Genomic DNA, 25,629 nt, shown 5'->3' on the forward strand with positions numbered 1-25,629 from the left:
CTGGCTGGCGTGGCGACAACGGGGGACGGCGGGCCGGTCATCGACCAGGGCCCGGTGACAGGGGACGCGTTGTTGCTGCCGTTCCAGCAGTTGTTCTTCGAGCAGGCCATGGCCGAGCCTCATCACTGGAACCAGTCGGTGCTGCTCAAGGGCGTGCGACCGGTGCACGCCGGGTATCTGGAGCAGGCGTTGCAAGCCTTGGTCGAACATCACGATGCGTTGCGCCTGGCCTTCACCCATGAGGATGGCGGCTGGATCGCTGGCCATAAAACCTTGATGGAGCAGCGTTCACTCTGGCAGCACTCACCCCTGCTGTGGACCGCGTCGGTTCCCGACGCGGAGGCCCTCGAACGCCTGGCCGAACGCGCCCAGCGCAGCCTTGAACTGGACAGCGGCGCGCTGCTGCGCGGTGTCCTGGCGACCCTGGCCGATGGCAGCCAGCGGCTGTTGCTGGTGATCCATCACCTGGTGGTGGACGGCGTGTCGTGGCGGGTTCTGCTGGAAGATTTGCAACGGGCCTATGAGCAACTGCAGGCCGGCCAGACGCCGACATTGCCGGCCAAGACCACGTCTGCACAGGCCTGGGCGCAACGGTTGCAGGCCCATGCCGGCAGCGCGGCGTTGCAGGGCCAAGTCGCGTACTGGCAGGCGCAACTGGAAGGCGCTTGCCACGATATGCCTTGCGACCACCCCGGAAGTGATTTGCGCAGGTGCCATGGGGCGCAAGTCCAGACGCGGCTGGACAAGGAACTGACCCGACGATTGTTGCAACAAGCGCCGGCGACCTACCGCACCCAGGTCAACGATCTGCTGTTGACGGCGCTGGCCCGGGTGATCGGCCGTTGGACTGCCCGGGCGTCGACCTTGATCCAGCTGGAAGGCCATGGCCGCGAGGCGCTGTTCGATGATCTGGACCTGAGCCGCAGCGTGGGTTGGTTCACCAGCCTGTTTCCGGTGCGCCTGACCCCGACGGCGACTGCCGAAGGCTCGATCAAGGCAATCAAGGAGCAACTGCGGGCGATCCCGGACAAAGGGCTTGGTTTCGGCGTGTTGCGCTACCTGGGCGATGAACCGACGCGTCGTGCCCTCGCGGCACTGCCGGTGCCGCGCATCACCTTCAATTACCTGGGGCAGTTCGACAGCGGCTTCAATACAGAGGCCGACGGCTTGTTTGTCCCGGCCAGCGAGTCGGCGGGCGCGGCCCAGAGTCCGTTGGCACCGCTGGATAACTGGTTGACCCTCAATGGCAGCGTCTATGCCGGTGAGTTGAGCATCGACTGGACCTTCAGCACGCAGATGTTCGACGAAGCGACGATCCAGGCACTCGCCGTGGATTACGCTCGGGAATTGCGCGGATTGATCGAGCACTGTTGCGAGACCCAGCGCCACGGCTTCACGCCGTCGGACTTCCCCCTGGCCGGGCTCGACCAGGCGCAATTGGACGCCTTGCCGCTGGTGGCCCGAGAGGTGGAGGACCTCTATCCACTGTCGCCGATGCAGCAGGGCATGTTGTTCCACACCTTGTATGAACAACAGGCCGGCCACTACATCAACCAGATGCGCGTCGAGGTCGAAGGGTTGGATGTCGAACGCTTCCGCCAGGCCTGGCAAGCGGCGACCGACGCCCATGACGTGCTGCGCAGCGGTTTTGTCTGGGAAGGCGAGTTCAAGCGTGCGTTGCAGGTGGTGCACAAGCGTGTGGAGGTTGCGTTGCAGGTGCACGATGCGCGCACGGAGGCTGATTTGCCTCGCTACCTGGAAAACCTCGCAACGGCCCAGCGCCAGCAAGGGTTTGCCCTGGAAGCGGCGCCGTTGTTGCGGTTGGTGGTCGTGCGCGTGGCGGACGACCGCTATCACTTGATCTACACCTGTCATCACATCCTCATGGACGGCTGGAGCAATTCGCAGCTGCTCGGCGAAGTGCTGCAGCGCTACAGCGGGCAGTCCATTGCTGTGTCCGGTGGACGCTATCGGGACTACATCGCCTGGCTGCAGCGCCAGGATGGGGCGGCCAGCGAGGCGTTCTGGAAGCCTGCGCTGGAACGCCTCGAAGCACCAACGCGGCTGGCCGATGCGGTTGGCAAACCGACGGACGCGGGTGTGGGGTATGGCGATCATATGCAGGTGCTGGACGAGGCACTGACCCGACGCCTGGAAGCCTTTGCTCGCGCCTCGAAAGTCACCGTCAACACGCTGGTGCAGGCGGCATGGCTGCTGCTGTTGCAGCGCTACACCGGCAAATCCACCGTGGCGTTCGGGGCGACGGTCGCCGGTCGTCCGGCTGACCTGCCTGGCGTCGAGCAGCAGATTGGCCTGTTCATCAACACCTTGCCGGTGATCGCCAGCCCTCGGGCGGAGCAGTCCCTGGACAGTTGGCTGCAAGCGGTGCAGGCGCAGAACCTCGCCCTGCGGGAGTTCGAGCACACCGCGTTGCTGGATATCCAACGCTGGGCCGGGCAGGGCGGCGACGCGTTGTTCGACAGTTTGCTGGTGTTCGAGAACTACCCGATTGCCGAGGCCTTGGAGCAGGGCGCGCCGGACGGTTTGCGTTTTGGTTCGCCAATCACCCAGGAACAGACCAACTATCCGTTGACGCTGCTGGTGGGGTTGGAGCGGCAGTTGTCGGTGCACATGAGTTATCAACGGGCTAGCTTTGCCCCGGCCACGGTGGAAAGGCTGGCGGCGCATCTGGCGCAGTTGCTCGGGCAGATGACCGCTCAGGGCGAGCGCCCGTTGGGTGAACTGTCGATGCTGGAATTCGATGAGCATCAACGCCTGACCCATGACTGGAATCCGGTGGATGCGCCGTTCGAGCAAGACCTGTGCATCCATCAACTGATCGCCCGCCAAGCGGACAACACCCCGGATGCCTTGGCGGTGACGGTCAATGATGTTCGTCTGAGCTACAGCGAACTCGACGGCCGGGCCAATCGCCTGGCCCACAAGCTCATCGAACTGGGCGTCGGCCCGGAAGTGCGGGTGGGGGTGGCGATGCCGCGCTCCGAGCAATTGCTGATCGCCTTGCTGGCGGTGCTCAAGGCGGGCGGTGCGTATGTGCCGCTGGACCCCGATTACCCGGCTGAACGCGTGGCCTATATGCTCGATGACAGTCGGGCGCGGGTGTTGCTGACCGAGCAGGCGGTGGCCCTGACGGTTCCGGCTGGAACCGAAGTGTTGATGCTTGATCAGCTCGACCTTTCACGTTATCCGTTGAGCGAGCCGGTTACCCAAGTCACACCGGACAACCTCGCCTACGTCATCTACACCTCCGGCTCCACCGGCAAACCCAAAGGCGTGGCCATCGTCCACCGTAACGTCCAGGCACTGATCGACTGGTCCAGAACCGTCTACAGCCGCGACGACATCCAAGGCGTGCTGGCATCCACTTCGGTGTGCTTCGACCTGTCGGTGTGGGAGCTCTTCGTCACCCTGGCCAACGGCGGCTCACTGATCATCGCCCGCAACGCCCTGGAACTGCCGCACCTGCCGGCCCGCGACCAGGTGCGCCTGATCAACACCGTGCCCTCGGCCATCGCCGCGTTGCAGCGCAGCGGGGATATCCCGCAAAGCGTGCGCATCATCAACCTGGCCGGTGAGCCGCTGAAGCAGAGCCTGGTGGACTCTCTCTACCCACCCAAAACCTGTGGGAGCGAGCTTGCTCGCGATGGGGTCCTGTCAGTTAGCCCATCATTGATTGACCCACCGCTATCGCGAGCAAGCTCGCTCCCACAAGGGATTGAGCATGTCCATGGCATCATCAACCTGGCCGGTGAGCCGCTCAAGCAAAGCCTGGTGGACTCTCTCTACCCACCCAAAACCTGTGGGAGTGAGCATGTCCATGGCATCATCAACCTGGCCGGTGAGCCGCTCAAGCAAAGCCTGGTGGACTCTCTCTACCCACCCAAAACCTGTGGGAGTGAGCATGTCCATGGCATCATCAACCTGGCCGGTGAGCCGCTGAAGCAAAGCCTGGTGGACTCTCTCTACCCACCCAAAACCTGTGGGAGCGAGCTTGCTCGCGATGGGGTCCTGTCAGTTAGCCCATCATTGATTGACCCACCGCTATCGCGAGCAAGCTCGCTCCCACAGGAGTTGGGTGGACAGGTGGAGGGTGGTGTCGAGCATGTCTACGATTTGTACGGCCCATCGGAAGACACCACCTACTCAACCTGGACCCGTCGCACTCAAGGCGGCACGGCCAACATCGGCCGCCCACTCAAGCACACCGCCAGCTACCTCCTGGACGCGAACCTGCAACCGGTCCCCCAAGGCGTCTGCGCTGAGCTGTACCTGAGCGGCGCCGGCATCACCCGGGGCTACCTCGGTCGCGCCGCCATGACCGCCGAAAAATACGTGCCCAACCCGTTCTCCACCACCGGCGAACGCCTGTACCGCACCGGCGACCTGTGCCGTTATCGCGCCGACGGCGTGCTCGAATACCAGGGCCGCATCGACCATCAGGTGAAGATTCGCGGCTTCCGCATCGAGCTGGGGGAAATCGAGGCGCGGCTGTTGCAGCAGCCCGAGGTCAACGAAGTCGCGGTGCTGGCCCAGGAAGGGCCGGGCGGTCAGCAGTTGGTGGCCTATGTGGTGGCCTCGGCGGACGCCGACACACTGCGCGAATCACTCAAGGCCCGACTCAAGCAGCATCTGCCCGACTACATGATCCCGGCCCACTGGCTGTTCCTCGATCACCTGCCACTGACCCCCAACGGCAAGCTTGACCGCAAGGCCCTGCCGGGCGTGGAAACCGGGGCGACGCAAAACGGTTACGCGCCACCTGCAAGCGAACTGGAGCAACAGATCGCCGACATCTGGCGAGAAGTCCTGGAAGTAGAACAGGTTGGCCGCAACGATCATTTCTTCGAGCGCGGCGGTCACTCATTGCTGGCGACCCAGGCCATCTCCCGGCTGCGCAAACTCACGGGCTATCCGCTGAGCTTGCGCGATCTGTTCGACCATCCAAGGCTCAGCGCATTGGCGGCGCTGATGAGCGAGGCCGGTGACACAACCGTGCGCGCAGGCGATTCCAGCAAGGTCCGGCTCAAGGCCCATGGGCCAAGGCAATCGGCACCGCTGTCGCGGGTGCAACGGCGATTGTGGATCGCCGAGCAACTGTCCGGCGGTACTTCGGCGTATGGCATGCCCATGGCCCTGCGCCTGAGCGGCGAGTTGTCGGTGGAGCGGCTGATGAGCAGCTTTGCCGAAGTGACGCGACGTCACGCCGTGCTGCGCACCGCGTATGTCCAGGACGACGAAGGCGATCCGCTGGCGGTAATCGCCGACGACGTCCAGTTGGTTTTCCCGCTGGTCGACCTCTCCGACCTATCGTCTGGCGCCCAGCAGGAGCAGGTGGCCCAGGCGACGCTGGACAATGCTCGCACCCCGATCGACCTGGAACAGGCGCCGCTGCTGCGCGGGCGGATCCTGCGCCTGGGCCCGACCGAGCACGTGTTGTTGTACGCCATGCACCACATCATTTCCGATGGCTGGTCGATGGGGTTGTTGATCAACGAACTGGTGCAGATCTACGAAGCCGCTTCGCGCCATGAGCCGATGCCGCTGGCGCCGCTGGAGGTCCAATACCATGACTTCGCCCTGTGGCAGCAGGCGCTGGAAGACCAGGGCGTGCTGGCGCGCCAGGCCGACTATTGGAAACAGCGGCTCGACGGCTACAACGGGCGTCTTGACCTGCCGCTGGACAATCCTCGTGGGCAGACCTCGTCGTATGAGGGCGATGCGTTGCAGTTCGAACTGCCTGCCGGGCTCAGCGCGGCATTGCGGCGGCTGTCGAGCGAGGCCGGTGTCACGCTGTACAGCACGCTGCTGGCGTCGTTCCAGGTGTTGTTGCACCGCTTCTGCGCCACCCGGGATCTGGTGGTGGGTGCTGACGTAGCCGGGCGCGAGCAACCTGAGTTGGAGCGCCTGATCGGCTTCTTCGTCAACGTCCTGCCGCTGCGTTCGCGCTTCGATGCGGGCGTGACCTTCAGCCGATTCCTGGCCCAGGCCCAGGACGATCTGCTCGGCGCGCTGGAGCATCAGGACCTGCCGTTCGACCAGATCGTCGACGCCTCGGGCGTGCCTCGTCACAAAGGCATGAACCCGTTGCTCCAGGTGCTGTTCGTGATGAACAACGTGCCGGTGCGCACGCGCTCCATGGCGGGCTTGAGCGTGGAGTTCCTGCCGGCGCTGCAGACCCATTCTAAATTCGACATGGCGTTGTTCGTTGACGAAGAAGAAGGGCAATTGCGCGGTAATTGGCAGTTCGCCACAGCCTTGTTCGGACATGAGCGCATCCAGTACCTGATCCGGGCCTGGACGGCCCTGTTGGAACAGATCGTCGCTGATCAGGACATTCAATTGGGAGCTATCAGCATGCCAGTCGACAACGTGGCGACAGCCGCCGCGCCAACCAACGTCCCGGGGCCCAAGGCCGACAAACTGGGCAAATTCCTCAAGCGCTCGGCGACACCGGCCGCGCGGCCGCGCCCGGCGTTGGTGCGTGAATCGCTGGTGGCGGCGCCTCAACGTTTCCCGCTGATGCTGGAGCCCGGCGAGCCGCACCTGGACGTCATCGAGTGGATCCGGCAGAACCGACCCCTGATCGAGCAGAAGCTGGCCGAACACGCCGGCATCCTGTTCCGTGGTTTCGCGCTGGACGGTATCCAGGGCTTCGAAGCGTTCGCCGAAGCGATTCAACCGGGGCTGTACGGCCAGTACGGCGACTTGCCGAAGAAAGAAGGGGGCAAGAACACCTACCGTTCCACGCCGTACCCGGAACGCAAGATGATCCTGTTCCACAACGAAAGCTCCCACCAGGACCGCTGGCCGCGCAAGCAGATGTTCTACTGCGAGCAGGCCGCCCCCGTCGGCGGCGCGACGCCGGTGGTGGACTGCCGCCTGATGTACGAGAAGTTGCCAGCGGACCTTCGCGAAAAATTCGAAGGCAAGGGGCTGCTCTACGTGCGCACCTTCACCGACAAGCTCGACGTGTCGTGGCAGCACTTCTTCAAGACCGAGGATCGCCGCGAAGTGGAGGCCCGCTGCCGGGCAGGCGGCATCCAGTGGCGCTGGCTCGACAACGACGAGTTGCAAACCCGCACGCCAGGGCCGGCGATCATCACGCACCCGATCACCGGGGAAAAATCCTTCTTCAACCAGGTGCAGCTGCATCACATCCACTGGCTGGAGCCGGATGTGCGCCAGGACCTGTTGTCGATGTACGGCCTGGAGCGCATGCCCCGGCACGTCTATTACGGCGACGGCACACCGATCGAAGACGAGGTGATGGCGCGTATCGGTGAGTTGTACGAAGCCTGCGCGGTGCGTTTCGACTGGCAGAAGGGCGATGTGATCCTCCTGGACAACATGCTGGTGGCCCACGCCCGCGACCCGTTCGAAGGACCACGCAAAATCGTCGTCGCCATGGGTGATATGTACGACCACGCCAGCCTGCAACGGCCAGCGACCGTCGGGCAACCCGCCCGGGGCGCATTCACTACCGAGGAAACAGGAGCATGAACGAGGTGATGATGGAGGCGCAGGATGCGGGTTTCGCCCTGGCACCCGAGCAGCAACGGGCGCTTGAACAATTGTCGGGCACGGTGACCTGTGGCGAGGCCTTGCGCTGGGTGAGCGTGGCTATCGACGGCGATCTTGATCCGCAGCGGTTGCAGGGTGCCTTCGACACACTGGCGGCGCAGCAGCCGATGTTGCTGGCGCGGTTGGTCAAGGTCGCCGGTTTCCACGGCTTGCGTCAGTTGGCCCACGCCGGGCGCTTCCCGCTGACGATAAACGCAAGCGAACAATCCGCTGAAGAGGTCCAGGCGCAGATCAACGAAACCCTGGGCCAGGCTTTTGTGGTCGGCGAATCGGCCGGCGTCCAGGCGGTGCTTTATCGTTTGGCGCCACGGCAATGGCAATTGTTGCTGGGCATTGCGCGCTACGGTGCCGATGCGCCATCGATGAACCTGCTGCTCGGACAGGTACGGCAAGCGTATGCGGGCCAGTCTTGCGAAGACGAAGCGCCGGGCGAATTCGCCCAGTACCTGGAATGGCGCAGCGAAGTGGTGCTGGATGAAGATGCGGCCACAGCGCGGACCTATTGGCAGCACCATCTGCAAGGCGTGCAGACGCAGATCGACACGCCGTGGCTGGCGGCGCGCCGCGCCGGCAGCGGGACCGCCGATGCGCGTGTGTCATTGGCGTTGGAACCGACCCGGCGCGATGCTTTGCAATGCTTGGCTGATGAGCTCGGGCAACCGCTGGCGACGTTATTACAGGGCGCATGGTGGCTGCTGCTGGGACGCCTGGGCGGTTCCGACCAGGCACTGGTGGGCGTGCGTCATGACAGCCGCAGCGACTACGATTACTTCGCCAATGCCATCGGCGTGTTCGAGAAAACCCTGCCGCTTTGCGTACCGTCGTCCCCCAGTGCACCGTTCAGCGAGTGGCTGGGAGCGTTGGCGACGCGGCTCGAAGCCCATCGCACCTGGCAGGAATATTGGATGCCGGAACTGGCGCCTGACGCGGCGTATCCGGCCTATGGATTCGCAGTCGCTCCGGCCAGTTTCGTCCACGGCGACAGCAGCCTGAAGTGGACGGGATCCTCGCCTGTGCAGGCTGATCCGCTGGAGCTGCTGTTGCAGGTTCAATTGGACGATGCCCAGCAGCTTGTCGCGATCGGCCTGCATTATGCCGCCGCTCGTTACTCGCAAGCCGCTGCCAGCGCCGTGCTGGAACAATACGACGTGCTGCTGGCCTCTATCGCTGCGGATGCGCAAACGCCGCTGGCGCAGCTCAACCTGCTGGGCCGCAGCGAGGAACAGCGCTTGCGCGCGATCAACCCGCCGATGCAGGCGTTGGCCGATCACCGTTATCTGCCGCAACGTATTGCAGATCTGGCGCTGCGGACGCCGGACGTTATCGCGCTGACCGACGCCCATCAGTCCTTGAGCTACGGCCAGTTGAAGGTGCAGGTCGAACGCGTGGCCCTCGGCCTCCAGAACCAAGGCCTGGGCGAGGGTTCGATTGTCGCCCTGGCCTTGCCGCGCTCGGCGGAGCTGGTGATCGCCATGCTGGCGAGCTGGCGCATCGGTGCGGCGTATCTGCCGCTGGACACCCAATGGCCCCAGGCCCGTCAGGCATTGATGCTGGAACAGGCCGGCGCCGCAGTGGTGCTCACCGATGCGGCATACCTGCCGGCGTGGCAGGACCAGCCGTACACAGCGCTGGCATTGGCCGGGCTCAACCCAGCGAACGCGACGTTGCCGGCGCTGGCGACCAAGGGCAACGACATCGCCTACGTGTTGTTCACGTCCGGCTCCACCGGTGTGCCCAAGGGCGTGGTGATCGAGCATCGGCAATTGCTCAACTACACCGCCCAGGCCAGCCAGGCGCTGGCGCTGGATCAGTGCAGACACGTGGCCTTCAGCTCCACCGTGGCGGCGGACCTGGGCAACACGGCGCTGTTTGGCGCGCTGTTCAATGGCGCGACCCTGCATGTCGCCAGCGATGAGCAGATGCAGGACGGCGCGCTGTTCGCCACGTTCATGCGCCAGCATCAAATCGATTGCCTGAAGATCGTGCCGTCGCACCTCGCGGCATTGCTTGACGGCGAACAGGCGACATTGCCGCGCACCCTGGTGCTCGGTGGCGAGCTGATAGCGCCGGCGTTGATTGGACGCATCGCCCGGTTGCGCAGCGATTGCCGGGTGTTCAACCACTACGGACCGACCGAGGCGACCGTTGGGGTGATGATTCATCCGGTGTCGTTGGAAGGTGCTGCCGAGGATTGTTCGGCGCTGACCCAGGTGCTGGGCAACAACCAAATCTACGTACTGGACGCCGAGCGGCGGCTGGCGCCGGTGGGCGTGCTGGGCGAGTTGTACCTGGGCGGCGCGCAGTTGTGCCGGGGCTATCTGAATGCCGAGGCCGATGGGCAGACGTTCATCCAGAGTCCGTTCGATCCGGCGCAGCGCCTGTACCGCACGGGCGACCTGGCGCGCTATCGCCCGGACGGCGGGATTCAACTGCAAGGGCGGCGCGATCAGCAGGTCAAGGTGCGTGGCTTCCGTATCGAGCTGGCGGAGATCGAAGCCGAGCTGCTGCGCGTGCCCCAGGTGGCCGAGGCGCTGGTACTGCCGGCCGAGCAGGGCTTGCTGGCATTTATCGTGGCACCGCAAGGCTTGCCTTCGGATGTGCTGGACGCCGCGCGGACGCAACTGAGCGCACGCTTGCCCAGCGTGATGGTGCCGCAGCATTGGCACCTGATCGAGCGCTTCCCTCGGTTGGCCAACGGCAAGATCGATCGCCAGGCGTTGCAGCAGTTGGCAGTCGCGACGGGCGATGAAGAGGGCGCCGCGCCCCGTGACGGACTCGAACAATTGCTCGCTGCGCGCATGGCCCAGTTGCTTGGGCTGGAGCGATTGGGCATCGACCGCGACTTCTTCGCTGCCGGTGGTCATTCGTTGCTGGTGATCAAGTTGGTGGCCGGCATTCGCAAGCTGTTGCAGTGCGACATCCATCCGGGACTGGTCTTCGATCATCCGACCGTGGCTTCGTTGGCGACGGCCTTGCGCGCGCAGGAGAGCAGCCCTGGGCAACTGGAGAAAATCGCCCAGGCACGCCTGCGCATGGAGGCGATGAGCCCAGAGGAAAAGGCCCGCCTGACCGAACAGGCTCGGCAGCTGCAAGCGGCCAAGGCGGCGCAGGGTCGTTGATCTGATCGTTCCCACGCGGGAGCGCAGGAACGATGGCTCAACCCAAGAAAAGGCCGACGCCCGCATGCGACGGCCTTTTTTGTAACTTTCTCGCGAATGATAAATAAACTCATTCCGGTTTTGCCCAGGTGCTGCGTCTTACTAAGGTATGCGGGCAAATCGGCTCGGGCAGGGCAGCCCAGGCGCCGGTTATGTCCAGGAAAATTTCGCTGTCGTCCAGCCGGATGACCGTGCCCGGGGAGGGGCCGGTCAGCCGTTAGACCGTGCTGGCGAACGGCAGGCCATTCGGCCCCCATGGACTTTTCACTTCTACCAATAATAGAGAGCACGATGTCGGCAATTCATGAGTTGAAACCGTTGTTCAAGGCACTGGTCATGTCCCGCGGCCTGCGTTCGCGCCGAGTGTTGTCGGGCCTGGGTCTGGTCGGTGCATTGTCGTTGAGCGCCCAAGTGATGGCTGAAGACATCAGCATCGACATCCCCGCGCAACCGCTGCCGCAGGCGCTGCAAGCGTTCGGCCAACAGACCAACCAGCAAGTGATCTACAACGCCGACGAATTGGCCGGCCTGAAAAGCAATCGCGTCAGCGGCAAGATGAGCCCCCAGGCAGCCATCACCGAATTGCTCAAGGGCACCGGCGTGCGCCACAGCGTCGAGGGCAACACCTTGATGCTGGTGAAGGGTTCCGCCAGCGCGGGCCTGGAACTGGGCGCGACGACCATCAATGCAGAGCAGTTGAGCGCGACGACCGAAGGCAGCCACTCGTACACCAGCAATGCCGTGACGATCGGCAAGGGCACCCACACCCTCAAGGAAATTCCCCAATCCATCACCGTGATGACGCGCAAGCAGATGGATGACCAGAACCTGGTCAACCTCAAGGACGCCGTCAACCAGACCACCGGCATCGTCGGCCTGCAGGGCGTCGGCCAGGGCATGATCCTGTCGTCGCGCGGTTTCCAGATCGATGACTGGCAGTACGACGGCGTGCCGATCCCGCGTAACACGTATTCGCTGGGCAACTGGGCGACCCAGGACCTGATTTTCTACGACCGCCTGGAAATCCTTCGTGGCGCCTCCGGCCTGCTGCAAGGCACCGGCAGCCCCGGCGGCGCCGTCAACCTGGTGCGCAAGCGCGGCCAGAGCGCACCGACCGTGACCCTCACCGGCAAGGCCGGCTCCTGGGATCACTACGGCCTGCAACTGGACGCTGGCGGCCCGCTGAACGACGCCGGCAATGTCCGTGGCCGCATCGTCCTCGACGAAGACCAGAGCAATTCCTTCGTTGACCATGCCTGGAGCAAGACCCATTCGCTGTACGGCGCGCTGGACGTTGACCTGAGCGAAGACACCACCCTGGGCTTCGCGGTCAGCCAATCCAATGGCGAGTCGCGCGGCAACATCCGTGGTTTGCCGCGCTACGCCGACGGTTCGATGCCGGACGTGTCGCGTTCGACCTACACCGGCGCGCGCTGGAACCGATCTGAAATCGATGTCACCACCTACTATGCCGATCTGGAGCACCGCTTCAATGAGGATTGGGCGTTCAAGGTCGGGGGCGTGTACATGACTGAGGACAACCAGGCGAAGAACCAGCGGGTCCAACGAGGCGGTGGCCTCTTGCCCGATGGCAGTGGCGTGCAATATGCCGACTTCCTGACCGACTTCCAGTCCACCAAGGCCGGTCTCGACATGAACCTGACCGGCAAGTTCGAAGCCTTGTCGATGGAACAGGAGGTTATGCTGGGTGGCAACTTCTCGCAGTTGGAGACGGATGATAAATATGCCCGTACCTTCAACAGCACCAGCGACTCGATCTTCGACCTGGACAATGACCGCCCGGACATCAGCTACGACAGTCTGATCGCCGCGGGTGGCATGGGCGTCCTGAGCAAGTACGACGTGCGCCAGAAAGGCATGTACGGTACCTGGCGCGTCAAGCCGGTGGATGACTTGACACTGATCCTGGGTTCCCGGGTCAGCTGGTACGACTTTAGCTACAAATCGAAGAATGAACTGGCAGCCGGAATTACACGCAACACGCCAAGCTACTCAACCGAAACCGGCGTGGTCACGCCCTATGCCGGTATCGTCTATGACCTGAGCCGCGAATGGGCGGTTTACGCCAGCTATACCGATGTGTTCCAGCCGCAGACTAACGTTGATGCCAGCGGTTCCGTGCTTAAGCCCGTCGTCGGCACCAATTACGAGGTGGGTCTTAAAGGTGAGTTGATGGACGGTCGGGTCAATACTTCCCTGGCTGTCTTCCGCTACGATCATGAAAACCGTGCCCTCAATGACGGCGGTTCGGGGTGTGGTGGCTTCGGCTGCTCGACAGCCTCGGGCAAGGTGCGCAGCCAGGGCATCGAGGCCGAAATCAGTGGTGAAGTGATCGACAATCTGCAACTGTTCGCGGGCTACACCTACAACACCACCAAGAGTCTGAATGGCGCGGATGAAGGCAAAGTGTTCAGCAGCTGGACGCCGAAACACATGCTGCGCGTGTGGGGCAACTACCAGTTCACTGGGGACTGGAATCGTGTCAGCACCGGTCTGGGCTTTACCACCCAAAGTCATACGTTGGGTTATCAAGCTGACTATGAGGTCCCGGGTTACACGGTATGGAACGCCCGTGTCGGCTACAAGCTGACGTCAGAGATCGATCTGGCGCTCAATGCCAACAACCTGTTCGACAAGACCTACATCACGCCGGCCTACAACCAGCTCAATGGCAACAACAACTTTGGCGATCCGCGTAACTTGATGTTCACCGTGAAGTACACGCCACAGTTCTGATCTCCTCCAAAACAAAAAAAGACCCGCCTAGTGCGGGTCTTTTTTTATGGGGGCAACCTGGCTGAACACGCAAACCCGTGGCGAGGGAGCTTGCTCCCGCTGGGTTGCACCGTAGGAGCTGCCGAGCGAAGCGAGGCTGCGATCTTTTGATTTTGATATTGATCGTTCGCTTGCCACTCAATTGCCTGGATCAAGATCGCAGCCTCGCTTCGCTCGGCAGCTCCTACACAGCTCCTACAGAGCCGAGCGGGAGCAAGCTTCCTCACCACGGGGAAGTGTGTTCCTACAAAAAATGTGGCGAGCCGGAAATTTCTGACGAGTCGTGTCGGTTGGTGGTTCGGAAGCGGAGGGGGTAGGCTTTGTCCGTCGCTGCAAAATCAGCGACCGGGTTTGGTCACCTGTTCGAAGTCAGGCGCACAAGCGCAACTCAGCATCTCGGCGCTTTTGCCGGTATGCTTTGCGGCGGGCTGTGCGCGGGGCACTCTCGAGTGCGCCGGGTGCCTGACTTCCCGGTTGACCAACCTGCGCATAGCCCACCACCCTCGTTTGGTCACGAGGTGGGTGAGCTCACTATCAAGTCAGGAGTTTCTAGATGGTCAAGAACACCCCCAACCCCCCAAAAAAAGCCGCAGATCTCTCCGCGTACACCCGCCTCGACTCAGCAGAACGTCGCGAAGCGGCCGATCGAGCACTCGACATCCACTTATCGCCCAACAAGCCAGCCAAGCCCGACACCCAGGACGGCCAGATCTTTACCGTGGTCAAGGGCCTCAACACCGAATCCATACTGACCACCCTCAGCGAAACCCTGGCCTCAGCCAATGCCATGGCCAACGACCTGGCTTTCGACCTGGAAGGCTCGCGGCGGTATGTGGCGTTGGGGCTTCAGCAATTGATCGAGTTAGGAACGCTACTGGCCAATCGAGCGCTGGATGACATCGAGCTGCCCCAGCCTCCACGCTAACCGCAGCACCGCAGCCCCCCGTGGCGAGGGAGCTTGCTCCCGCTGGGTTGCACTGTAGGAGCTGCCGAGCGAAGCGAGGCTGCGATCTTTTGATTTTGATTTTGATTTTGATCGTTCGCTTGCCACTCAATTGCCTGGATCAAGATCGCAGCCTCGCTTCGCTCGGCAGCTCCTACACAGCTCCTACACAGCTCCTACACAGCTCCTACAGAGCCGAGCGGGAGCAAGCTTCCTCGCCACGGGGAAGTGTGTTCCTACAAAAAGTGTGGCGAGCCGGAAATTTCTGACGAGTCGTGTCGGTTGGTGGTTCGGAAGCGGAGGGGATAGGCTTTGTCCGTCGCTGCAAAATCAGCGACCGGGTTTGGTCGCCCGGGGTTAGAATGGCGCACTTTCAGCCGCGTGAGCGGCTGCCTGCCTTATGGCTGACTGTGCGTGGGAGGGCTTCGGCCCTGCCGGGTTCCATTCCCTGGTCGACCAACCTGCGTACAGTTCGCCACCCCTCTGCTTGGTCGCGGAAATGGTGAACTCCACTTCAGAATGGAGCTGCACGTCATGGTCAAGAACACCCCCAACCCCCCAAAAAAAGCCGCAGATCTCTCCGCGTACACCCGCCTCGACTCAGCAGAACGTCGCGAAGCGGCCGATCGAGCACTCGACATCCACTTATCGCCCAACAAGCCAGCCAAGCCCGACACCCAGGACGGCCAGATCTTTACCGTGGTCAAGGGCCTCAACACCGAATCCATACTGACCACCCTCAGCGAAACCCTGGCCTCAGCCAATGCCATGGCCAACGACCTGGCTTTCGACCTGGAAGGCTCGCGGCGGCATGTGGCGTTGGGGCTTCAGCAATTGATCGAGTTAGGAACGCTACTGGCCAATCGAGCGCTGGATGACATCGAGCTGCCCCAGCCTCCACGCTAACCGCAGCACCGCAGCCCCCCGTGGCGAGGGAGCTTGCTCCCGCTGGGTTGCACCGTAGGAGCTGCCGAGCGAAGCGAGGCTGCGATCTTTTGATTTTGATATTGATCGTTCGCTTGCCACTCAATTGCCTGGATCAAGATCGCAGCCTCGCTTCGCTCGGCAGCTCCTACACAGCTCCTACAGAGCCGAGCGGGAGCAAGCTTCCTCACCACAATATTGTGCCGACCGAAGATCCACTGTGGGAGCGAGCTTGCTCGCGAAGGCGGTGTCACCGTCAATGAAGAGGTTGGATGTGCTGGCCTCTTCGCGAGCAGGCTCGCTCCCACAGGTTCCATAGGACCAGGGGGGTTATTTCCCTTCTACCGTACTGGCCAGAAAAGTCTCGACCAGCTCCCCCAGCAGCCCCTCATCAAAGATCATGCCTCGATGGCGCAACGGCGAATGCACCGAGCATTGCAGCTCACCCGTCAGGCTGTGTTCCATCAGCAGGGCTTCGCAGAATGCCATTTCCTCGGCGGTCTTCTCCGCCTGTGTCCACCAGCAACTGGGCCGTACCCGAACCGGCTTGAAACTGAACCCCTCAAACGCCTCCAGCAACCGATCATGCACCGAGAACGCCTGGGCATTCATGACCTCTTCCTTGACGCTCTGCACGATCGATAGCAAGTCGCCTCGCCCAGGCTCGATCTGGCCGGCCGCCCACTCATGGAACGCCTTGACCGAACTGTCCGGTCGCTCCTGCCGATAAGCCGCCGTGCGCTCCGTCAGCGAAGGGAACAGCAGGTCGAAGTATTCAATGGCTTCAAGCAGATCCTGGGAGGCGGCATCGTCGTTTCGGTCACCCGCCAAATGCCGATGACGCGGCAATCCTGAGGGATACAAGTGTTCCGGGATGGTGCTGTCCACCAGCCCGAGAAAACCAACCATGTGCCCCTGGCTTTCCAGCATCGCCGCGATGTCGAACGCGATCGCCCCGCCCAGGGACCAGCCCATCAAGTGATAGGGACCTTGCGGTTGGGCGGCGACGATTTCCTTGCTGTAGTCGGCAATCATCTCGTGCCAGGCGTCAGGACCTGCATGGGGTTCGCTGAAGCCGCGGTGCATGATGCCGACAGTGCGTGCCCGGTTTTGCAGTTTGCGCGCCAGCGGTTGATAACAGAACACGATGCCGCCGCTGGGGTGCAGGCAAAACAGCCGCGGTGCGCTGGCGGGGGCGTTGTTCAGGGCGACGAGGCATTGCGTCTGCTCGCGGTGTTTCTGCGAGATGAACAGGGCCAGCTCGGCGATGCTCGGGTTGGCCAGCAATTCTTGCAGGCGCACGGTGATGTTCAGGCTCGCCTTGAGCTTGGCGATCAGCTCGATCGCCAGGATCGAATGCCCGCCCAGTTCAAAAAAGCTGTCGCTGATACCCACGCGTTCGACCTTGAGGGACTGCTGCCAGAGTTGCGCCAAGGCTTCCTCCAACGGCGTGCGGGGCGCCGCGTAATTCGTATGCCGGAGTGTGGCGTCAGGTTCGGGCAAGGCCCTGCGGTCGAGCTTGCCGTTGGCATTGAGCGGCAGGTGATCGATGAACAGCAGATGGCTGGGCACCATGTAGTCCGGCAATTGCGCCTTGAGCGCGGCCAGCAGGTTTTCGCGCAGCTCGGCCGTGGTCGGTTGTGTCGCAATGACGTAGGCGATCAATTGCAGGCCACCCGGGCCGTCGTGGGTCAGCACCACACCATCGCCCACGCCCGGCAGCGTTTGCAGGCGTGCCTGGATCTCGCCCAGTTCAATGCGGAAGCCGCGGATCTTGACCTGGTGATCCAGGCGCCCGATGTACTCGATGCTGCCGTCGCTGAGGTAGCGGGCCAGGTCCCCGGTGCGGTACAGGCGCCCACCTGGCAGCGGGTCGAACGGGTCGGGAATGAAACGGCTGGCGGTGAGATCGGCACGCTGGTGATAACCACGGGCCAGGCCGGCGCGGCCGACATACAGCTCACCGACGCAACCCTTGGGCACCGGGTTCAGGTGCGCATCGAGCACATACCAGGACAAATCGACAATGGGCTCGCCGATGGGGCTGGCGGCCTGGCTATGCAAGTCCTGCATCGTCAGTGGCCGCCAGGTGACATGAACGGTGGTTTCGGTGATGCCATACATGTTGATCAGCTGTGGTGACTGGTCCCCGAAACGTTCGAACCAAGGGCGCAGGCTCTGCACGTCAATCGCTTCGCCGCCAAAAATGATCTGGCGCAATTGATGGACGAGAGGCTGGCGAGGCTCGCAGGCAACGCGTAGCAAGGACTTGAACGCCGACGGCGTCTGGTTGAGCACCGTGACCTTTTCCTGGCAGAGCAGGGCGTAGAAGTCCTCGGGTGAACGGCTCACGGCGTGGGGCACGATGACCAACCGACCACCGTGCAGCAGGGCACCGAAAATCTCCCACACCGAAAAGTCGAAGGCGTAGGAATGAAACAGGCACCACACGTCCCTGTGGTCGAAATCGAACCAGCGCTGGGTGGCCCGGAACAGCCGGCTGACGTTGTGGTGCGCGAGCAATGCGCCCTTGGGGTTGCCGGTCGAACCGGAGGTGTAGATCACGTACGCCAGATTGTCCGGATCCATGGGCACATCGGGATTGTGCTCAGGCCAGGCGCTATCGGCATCGCTCGGATCCAGCAGCAGGCAGTCGATGCCAGCCGGCAACGCCAATGACTCAAGCAGGTGGGCCTGGGTCAGGATCTGCCGGACGCCGCTGTCCTGGATCATGTAGGCCAGTCGGTCGGCCGGGTAGGCCGGGTCCAGCGGTACGTAGGCGCCACCGGCCTTGAGAATCGCCAGCAGGCCGATGATCATCTGCGGCGTGCGCTCGACGGCGATGCCCACCAGCACGTCGGGGCCAACGCCTTGCTCGATCAAGCGATGGGCCAGTCGATTGGCGCGGCGGTTGAGCTCGGCATAGCCCATGTGCTGCCCGTCGAACGTCAGGGCGATTGCCTCACCTGTGTGGGCGGCATGGGTTTCGATCATCCGGTGCAGGCATTCTTCGCTGCGTAGCCGGGTGGGTTGGCGGTTCCAGTCGTTCAGGATCAACCGGCGTTCATCGGCGCTCAACAATTGCAGTTCGCCCACAGCGCAGTCGGGCGCCTCGATCAGGCCTCGCAACAGGTTCTGCCAATGCTCGGCCATGCGCTCGATGGTGGTCGTGCGGTACAGGTCACGGCTGTATTCGAACGTCGCGAGTATCTGCTGCTGTGAATAGTCGACGTCCAGCGATACATCGAATTTGGCCTGGCCTTCACCGGTGTCGAGGAATTCCAACGTCAACAGATCCGGGCTTGGCAGCGCCGCCTGTGACCCGGTGCGCCAGTTGAACAGGACCTGGAACAGCGGGTTGGCGCCCAATTGATCGAGGATCAATTCCGGCGGGTAATCGGCATGCTCCAGCGCGGCGAGGGATTGCCCGCGAAGCGCCCGTAAAAAATCCAACGCGCTGCGGGTCGAGTCGATCCGCGCCCGATACACCTGGCTGCTGACGAAAAACCCCACCAGATCCTGGCTTTCATGGCTGTTGCGGTTGGCGTTGGGGACGCCGACGGTGAAATCGTCCTGGCGGCTGTAGCGGGCCAGCAGCAATTGCCAGGCGCCCAGCGCCACCACGAACGGCGTCAGCCCCTGGCGTTGGCAAAAAACCTCCAGCGCTTGCGCCAACGACGGACCCAGCGATACGTGTACGCGACCGGCCCGGTGTTGCTGGGTCGCGCTGCGCGGGAAATCTTGGGGCAATTCCAGCGTGGGCAAGTCACGGCCCAGGTACTGGCTCCAGTATTCGCCACTGCGTCGGCAGGCAGCGCTTTGCAGATAGTCGCCGCGCTGGTGGGTCGCGTAGTCGGTGTATTGCATCGGCAGCGATGGCAGCTCAGACCGATCACCCAGCAGTGCCCGGCCATACGCCTGGGTCATGTCCTGCATCAGGATCGTGTTGGACCAGGCATCGGAAACGATGTGGTGCATGTTGAGCAACAGCACATGTTCGGCACGGCTCAATCTGAGCAAGGTTGCCCGCATCAGCGGCGCCTGGGTGAGATCGAACGGGTGTCGGGCGTGTTGCTCGATGCGCTGCGAGAGCGCCGGCTGGTCGAGCCCGGTGAGGTCTTCGCGGTGCAGGACCAGGCAGGCGCTGCGCTCGACCACCTGGGTGGCGGCGCCGTCGATTTCGATGAACGCGGTGCGCAGGATGTCGTGTCGGTCGATGACCCGGTTCAGCGCGTCTTCCAAGGCGTCGGCATTCAGTTCGCCGGTCAGGCGCAAGGCCCGTGGCAGGTTGTAGGCCGAACGGGTGGGGTCGCGCTGCTGCTCCAGCCACAAGCGTTGCTGGGCGAAAGACAGGGGCGCGCGGTCCAGCCTGCCGCGGCTGGCCTGGGCGTGCAGGTCGTCGGCGACCTCATCGAGCAGCAGCGCCAGCAGATCATCATCTAGCAGTTCGTTCATGGTGTTCTCGCGGTAAGCGGCATTGGCGTCGGGCAGGTTCAGGCGAAGGCTGCGGGGACCTTTTCACTGATCACCCGGCCGGCCTGCATCCGCACCAGTTGATCGGCGATATCGAAGTAACGGTCGTCGTGGGAAATGACGATGATGGTTTTGCCCAGGGCCTTCAGCTCCGGCAGCAACTCGGTGTAGAACACCCGCCGGAACACCGGGTCCTGGTCGGCGGCCCATTCGTCGAAGACTAGGACCGGGCGTTCTTCCAGCCAGGCATTGAGCAGCGCCAGGCGCTTGCGCTGGCCGGTGGAGAGATCGGTGGTGCTGAAGGCGCCATCGAGAATGCTGACTTTATGGCCGATCTCCAGGCGATCGAGGTAGCGGTTGGCGTCCCCGGGCACTTGCTGGTCGCCCTGTACCAAGTCGTCGAACAGGTAGTAGTCGGCGAAGATCGTGGTGAACAGCTGGCGATAATCGTCGCGTCCCGCCGCCGATACCGGCTTGCCGTCCAGAAGGATTTCGCCGCCCTGGGGCGCATAGAGGCCCAGCAGCAACTTGATCAGCGTGGTCTTGCCGCCGCCGTTCTCGCCGACGATGAACACGATGTCGCCCTGGGCGATGGACAGGTTGACCGGTCCGAGGGCAAAGGCCTGGCTGCCGGCGACCGCTGGGAAGGCGTAATGCACGTCACGCAATTCAAGCTGCTGGATCGTCGGCTTGGGCACACTCTTGTCGTTGAGCAGCAGGTGCGGCTCCGGCGAGGAAAACTGCTCGGCCAGTTCGGCAATGCGCTTGAAGGCGATGTTGGCGCGGCTGATGACCGGCAGGGTCATGACCAGGTATTCCAGCGGCCCCTTCATGTACAACAACACCAGCACGAAACCGCTGAGCACCGCTTTGTCGGTGCCCAGCCACAGCGATTGCAGGGCCAGGACCAGGCCGATGACCACGAAGAACAGCATCGAGCCGAAGGTCTTGGCGACCACAAAGGTGTTGACCGCGCGGATGTTGGTGTCGCAGATCTGCTCGGCAGTGGCTTCGATGCGCTGGCTGAACATGCGTTGGCGGCGTGGGCGGTGGATGCGCAGTTCCTTGGCGCCTGCAGCGATGGCGCTGTAGTGTTTCTGCAGCGCATCTTCAGCCTCGCGGGCCGCTTCGAACCCCCGAATCCCACGGGCTCGCGCCACGTACTGGATAACCGTGCCGATCACCAGCGCCACCAACAGCAGCGCAAACATCGGCAACGACAGGTAGGCCAGGTAGGCCAGGCAACCGAGGGTGACGGTGAAGGCAATTGCCAGCGGCGCGAAGGAAAACGCGAAGTTGCTGACCATGTTGACGTCGTGGGTCAGGATCGGGATGAGTCGATGACTGCGGAAACGCTCGATCTGCTCGATGGGCGCCAGCAGGACTTTCTGGCCGAGGGATTTGCGCAGGGTGGCGATAATGTTCTGGCCGACGTGGTTGGTGCCGATGTCCGACAGGATCGAGGTCAGCAGCGCCGCCACGCACAGGCCGGCGAAGGTCATCAGGACTTGCGGCGTCGGCCCGGCGTCGGCGTTCAAGGCGTCGTTGATGGTTGCCAGCAGGGCGGTGATGCTCAGCCCGCCGAGCATGCCGAGCAGGATGGAGCCTGCGACAATCAGCCGGAAGGGTTTGAGCAGGATGAACAGCTCAGCGATCACCCCGCGTTTTGGTTGGCTCATGGAGGTTTCCCTGCTAGATGAAAAAAGGCGAAGGCCATCGCGGGCATTCACCGCATGGGCTGGAGGACAGCGGCACGCCGGTTGGGGCGCGCCCACCTAAGGAACGATTGGAGGGGAAGGGGATTTAACGCGGAACCATCTAACCCACATCATTTGTGGCGAGGGGATTTATCCCCGCTGGGCTGCAAAGCAGCCCCCAAGCAGGCAACACCGATCAGTCCGAGATCACGCGGCGATTTCATTGGGGCTGCTTCGCAGCCCAGCGGGGATAAATCCCCTCGCCACAGGGCCACCATGTCCAAAGAGGTATTTGGGTGGACCTGCCGATCTACATATCCCGAGCCACCCGAAACCCCAGCCAGTCACCACGTGCATCGGAAAACACCGCATTGCGGTTGCCCGAACGGGAAAACACCGGCGCTTCGCCCCAGTCGTTGCCACGGATGCGCCGTACCTTGCAGTTGCCCGTCAGCGCGGCGCTGCCGTCGCTCGGCGCATCGGTGTAGTTTTCGTTGAAACAATCGGCAGTCCACTCATAGACGTTGCCGTGCATGTCGAACACACCGAAGGCGTTGGGTGCGAAGCTGCCGGCCGGGGCGGTGAAGTTGTAGCCATCGGCGGCGCCGTAGGTGTTGGCGTGCTGCGCGATGCTGTAGTCCTTGCCCGCGTCAAACGGGAAGGGGAACGGGCCGCTGCTGCCGCCGCGCGCGGCGTATTCGCGCAGGGATTCGCTGACCAGTCGATACGGCTTGCCGGTTTTTTTCGACAGCCACGCCACGTAGGCGTTGGCCTCTTCGAAGTCCATGCACACCGCCGGGTGCCGGTCGGTGTATTGCTTGCGCGGGTCGCTGCCCTGGTAATCCGGCACCCCGGCCTGGCATACACGGCCGGGGCGCTTGTCGCCGTCGGGCATCACGTAGCCGGTATCGTGCAGATAGGCGAACCATTCACCCTTGAGCACCTGGAAACGGCTGATCGCGACGGGCTTGTCGAAGGTCACCGGGTGCATCGGGCCTTCGTCGGGCTCGCGGCCGACTTCATCTTCGGGCGTGCCCATCTGGAAGGTGCCGGTGGGCAGCACGACCATCTCGGGGCAGTCCTTGCAGTCGCGGAACACCTGGCCCGGCTGCGAGGCCTGGGCACTGGCGGGCAACAGGGCAGTGAGGGCCAATGCCGGCAGCGTCTTCAATAAAAATCGGTTCATCGATTGCTCTCGATCAGTCATCAGAGTGTCTTGCCCAACAGCGCCATGAAGCGATCGATCTCGGCTTCGGTGTTGAGCAGCCCCGGCGCAGTGCGGATTACCGGTCCGGCATCGCGGTGCACGGCATCGGCGACCACGCGGTTTTGCATCAGGTAGGCAGCGATCTCATCGCTCTTGCGATCCTTGACCCGGAAGAAGGTGAAACCGGCCGACAGTTCGGGGCTCAGCGGCGTCACCAGCTCGATCTGCGGCAGCGCGAGCAAGCGTTTTTTCAGATCAGTGTTAAGCGCGTGGATACGCGCCTGGACCTCGGCCTTGCCCAGTTGCAGGTGCAGCTTGAAGGCTTCGTCCGCCGCCCAGCGATGCTCGAAGGCGTGGTAGCCGCCCGGGGTCATGGTGGTGGAAAACGTCGTGGCTTCGGAGAAGGTCGGAATGATCGGTGTGACGTACTTGACCTCTTCGCGGCGGCTGCACACCACGCCGGTGCCCCGTGGGCCGAACATCCATTTGTGGGTGCCGGCGATGAAGAAATCGCAATTCATCTGCGGGAAACTCACGTCCTCGACGCCGAAACCGTGCACGCCATCCACCACATAGACGATGCGTTGTTCATCGCTGCGGCCCTGGTTGTGCTGGTCCACCAGGGCGCCGATCTTGCCGATGGGCAACTTCACGCCGCTGCCCGAATGCACCCAGGTCATGCCGAGCACGCGGGTCTCGGGGCGGATGTTGCGGTCGATGGCGGTGAGGATTTCCGCCTCGCTGGCGCCGTGGGCGTTCTCGAACAGCTTGATTTTGCGCACCCGTGTTCCGTCCCGTTGCTTGCGCAGGTCGAGGATGGTGTGGGTGGCGTAATGTTCGTGGGCGGTGGTGAGGATTTCCTGGTCGGGTCGTACATGGACGCCGCCATAGATCATCGCCAGGCCTTCGGTGGTGCTGCCGGTGAGGGCGATCTGCTTCGGGTTCGCTTGCAGGTAGCGACCGGCCCAGGTCCGCACGTTTTCCTCGCGCGCTTCGGTGACGCCCAAGTCCCAGTCCATCAGCAGCCCGGGGTTTTTATCCAGGGCGGCGCGGTGCCGTTCGATGGCCTCGCGCACCGGGCGCGGGTGGGTGGTGACCAGGAAGTTGGAAAAGTGCAGATAGTCCGGGTCCTGGTTGAACAGCGAGCGCAACTGCGCCCATTTGTCCTTGGGCAGCGGTGGCATTGGATCGGCGCTCGCCGTGGCGGGCAGGCTGGCGGGCAATGACAGGCCGGCGGCAAGGACCCCGGCTTGCTTGAGAAAGATCCGGCGCTCGTTCATGGCTGGGCGGCCTTCTGCGCCGAGGCGATAGCGGGGCTTGCGGCTTTCTGCACCTGGTCCCAGACCCGCAAGAAGTTGCCACCCCACAGCTTGGCGATGTCGGCCTCGGAGTAGCCGCGGGTCAGCAGCTCGGCGGTGACGTTGCGGATGTCGCCGACGTTCTCCCAGCCCTTCACGCCGCCACCTTCGTTGAAGTCCGAACTGATGCCGACGTGATCGATGCCGATCTTGCGCACGGCATAGTCGATGGCATCGCCCAAATCCTTGAGGCTGGCCTTGGGTTCCTCTTCGAGAATGCCGTAGAGCTGGCCGGCGTATTCGCCGAACTTCTGTTCCGGCCACGCGGCGATGATCGGGTCGCCCGGCATCAAGGCCATCGCCAGGTTGGGCAGCGGCGGCAGGTCGAAGCGTTCGCGCAGGGCGTTGAGTTTGTCCTGGGTCTTTTGCGTCAGCGGGCGCAGGTACTGGGAGAACCCCACGATCTGCACCACGCCGCCACTGGCCTTGATCAACTGCATTTCCTTGTCGCTGAGGTTGCGCGGGATGTCCACCATCGCCCGTGGCGCGGAATGGGAGGCCACCAGGGGCGTGCGGCTCAGGTGCGCGACTTGCTCCAGGGCCTGGGTCGACATCTGCGACACATCGATGATCACGCCCAGGTCGTTCAGGCGCGTCACTGCTTGCTTGCCGATGTCCGACAGGCCGCCGAGGGCGTCGGGCGAGTCGTTGAAGAATGGCAGCGGGCGCGAGGAGTCGGCCCAGTCGTTGTTGCCGATGTAGCTGAAGCCGAACATGCGCATGCCCCGCGCCGTCCACAGGTCCAGCAGGCTCAGGTCGTGGCCGAGGGGATAGGCGTTGAGCATGCTGATGAAAATCGCGAACTTGCCTTCACCGTGCAGGCGGCGGAAATCGTCCGGGGTGTAGGCAATGGCGACCTGGTTCGGGAAATCCCGGACCATGCCGGTGATGATCTTGTAGCGCACCTCCTGTTGGTTGCGCGCTTCCTCGACGAACCCGGCGGTGGGCCTGTGTGGCGCATTGGGCCCGTTCCACAACTCGGGCCAGCCGAAGATCGTCAATGCGGCACCGGAGAGGTGGCCGCGATTGGCTTTCACCAGGTCGAACTGGCCCTTGCCGTCTTTATCCGCTTCGTTGCCGGCGGTGCCGAAATCCAGCGGCACGGTGATATGGCTGTCGAAGGACAGCAGCCGTTCGTGCAATTCCCGAGCTTCTTTCATGACCTTGACCGGATAGCCGGGATTATCCCGCCACCAGTGATCCCAGGCCGCGAGCCCGCCACCGACGACCAGCGCCAGGGCCAGGGGCACGCCGGTGAAAAGAGCCTTTCTAGAACGTGGTGTTGTCATTGCCGATCTCAGTCTGGTTCGCCTTGGAAGGACAGGCGCGGGGGCCTTTGCTATCTGGGGGGAACGAGTGATCGGCGGGGAAATTTAGGTGTTCTCGAGACCGCCATCGCGAGCAAGCTCGCTCCCACATTTTGGAATGCGCTCACCTGTGGGAGCGAGCTTGCTCGCGATGAGGCCCTCAC

Annotated in this window: 10 protein-coding genes (1 of these 10 only partly in view); 5 read left to right on the plus strand and 5 right to left on the minus strand. The window is 63.0% G+C overall.

Going from position 1 to position 25,629, the window contains the following annotated elements; genetic code table 11:
• The 5 genes from M8Q45_RS06060 to M8Q45_RS06080 all read left to right on the plus strand — a co-directional run.
• Positions 1–7,521 carry the 3' portion of a non-ribosomal peptide synthase/polyketide synthase gene (locus M8Q45_RS06060; protein ID WP_249873939.1) on the plus strand. Its footprint begins 6,426 nt before the window's first position, so 7,521 of the gene's 13,947 nt are visible here — the last part of the coding sequence; its start codon lies beyond the left edge, outside the window; it ends in the stop codon at positions 7,519–7,521.
• Positions 7,518–10,721, plus strand: coding sequence for a non-ribosomal peptide synthetase (locus M8Q45_RS06065; RefSeq protein ID WP_249873940.1), 3,204 nt, complete (start codon positions 7,518–7,520; stop codon positions 10,719–10,721). The genes M8Q45_RS06060 and M8Q45_RS06065 overlap by 4 nt, the downstream gene beginning before the upstream one ends.
• A 330-nt stretch (positions 10,722–11,051) precedes the next feature.
• Positions 11,052–13,517, plus strand: a complete 2,466-nt coding sequence (locus tag M8Q45_RS06070) for a TonB-dependent siderophore receptor (protein ID WP_249873941.1) — start codon at positions 11,052–11,054, stop codon at positions 13,515–13,517.
• A 592-nt stretch (positions 13,518–14,109) separates the two neighbouring features.
• On the plus strand, positions 14,110–14,481 hold the full coding sequence (locus tag M8Q45_RS06075) for a DUF6124 family protein (protein WP_249873942.1): 372 nt from the start codon (positions 14,110–14,112) through the stop codon (positions 14,479–14,481).
• Positions 14,482–15,033: 552 nt separating this feature from the next.
• Positions 15,034–15,405 (plus strand): DUF6124 family protein, encoded by a 372-nt coding sequence (locus tag M8Q45_RS06080; RefSeq protein ID WP_249873943.1) that lies wholly within the window; start codon positions 15,034–15,036, stop codon positions 15,403–15,405.
• A gap of 348 nt (positions 15,406–15,753) precedes the next feature.
• Here M8Q45_RS06080 and M8Q45_RS06085 read toward each other — a convergent pair whose 3' ends face one another.
• The 5 genes from M8Q45_RS06085 to pvdM all read right to left on the minus strand — a co-directional run bounded on the left by M8Q45_RS06085 (position 15,754) and on the right by pvdM (position 25,447).
• Positions 15,754–19,878: a non-ribosomal peptide synthetase gene (locus tag M8Q45_RS06085; protein WP_249873944.1), complete on the minus strand. Its 4,125-nt coding sequence runs from the start codon at positions 19,876–19,878 to the stop codon at positions 15,754–15,756.
• Positions 19,879–19,916: 38 nt separating this feature from the next.
• Positions 19,917–21,575 (minus strand): cyclic peptide export ABC transporter, encoded by a 1,659-nt coding sequence (locus tag M8Q45_RS06090; protein WP_249873945.1) that lies wholly within the window; start codon positions 21,573–21,575, stop codon positions 19,917–19,919.
• Positions 21,576–21,903: 328 nt separating this feature from the next.
• Positions 21,904–22,779 carry a formylglycine-generating enzyme family protein gene (locus M8Q45_RS06095; RefSeq protein WP_249873946.1) on the minus strand — a complete coding sequence of 292 codons (876 nt, stop codon included), beginning with the start codon at positions 22,777–22,779 and terminating at the stop codon, positions 21,904–21,906.
• 20 nt (positions 22,780–22,799) lie between these two features.
• Positions 22,800–24,080 carry a pyoverdine-tailoring periplasmic protein PvdN gene (pvdN, locus tag M8Q45_RS06100; RefSeq protein WP_249873947.1) on the minus strand — a complete coding sequence of 427 codons (1,281 nt, stop codon included), beginning with the start codon at positions 24,078–24,080 and terminating at the stop codon, positions 22,800–22,802.
• Positions 24,077–25,447, minus strand: a complete 1,371-nt coding sequence (gene pvdM / locus M8Q45_RS06105; RefSeq protein WP_249873948.1) for a pyoverdine-tailoring dipeptidase-like protein PvdM — start codon at positions 25,445–25,447, stop codon at positions 24,077–24,079. The genes pvdN and pvdM overlap by 4 nt, the downstream gene beginning before the upstream one ends.
• Positions 25,448–25,629 lie beyond the last annotated feature (182 nt).

It is taken from the genome of Pseudomonas sp. T1.Ur (assembly GCF_023516725.1).
GTDB classification, from domain to species: domain Bacteria; phylum Pseudomonadota; class Gammaproteobacteria; order Pseudomonadales; family Pseudomonadaceae; genus Aquipseudomonas; species Aquipseudomonas alvandae.

What these genes read in the sequence shown, in the direction of transcription:
- M8Q45_RS06080 (WP_249873943.1), top strand. Translation starts at nt 15,034, where the DNA reads ATGGTCAAGAACACCCCCAACCCCCCAAAAAAAGCCGCAGATCTCTCC.
- M8Q45_RS06095 (WP_249873946.1), bottom strand. Translation starts at nt 22,779, where the DNA reads ATGAACCGATTTTTATTGAAGACGCTGCCGGCATTGGCCCTCACTGCC.
- M8Q45_RS06075 (WP_249873942.1), top strand. Translation starts at nt 14,110, where the DNA reads ATGGTCAAGAACACCCCCAACCCCCCAAAAAAAGCCGCAGATCTCTCC.
- M8Q45_RS06085 (WP_249873944.1), bottom strand. Translation starts at nt 19,878, where the DNA reads ATGAACGAACTGCTAGATGATGATCTGCTGGCGCTGCTGCTCGATGAG.
- M8Q45_RS06065 (WP_249873940.1), top strand. Translation starts at nt 7,518, where the DNA reads ATGAACGAGGTGATGATGGAGGCGCAGGATGCGGGTTTCGCCCTGGCA.
- M8Q45_RS06070 (WP_249873941.1), top strand. Translation starts at nt 11,052, where the DNA reads ATGTCGGCAATTCATGAGTTGAAACCGTTGTTCAAGGCACTGGTCATG.
- M8Q45_RS06090 (WP_249873945.1), bottom strand. Translation starts at nt 21,575, where the DNA reads ATGAGCCAACCAAAACGCGGGGTGATCGCTGAGCTGTTCATCCTGCTC.
- pvdN (WP_249873947.1), bottom strand. Translation starts at nt 24,080, where the DNA reads ATGAACGAGCGCCGGATCTTTCTCAAGCAAGCCGGGGTCCTTGCCGCC.
- pvdM (WP_249873948.1), bottom strand. Translation starts at nt 25,447, where the DNA reads ATGACAACACCACGTTCTAGAAAGGCTCTTTTCACCGGCGTGCCCCTG.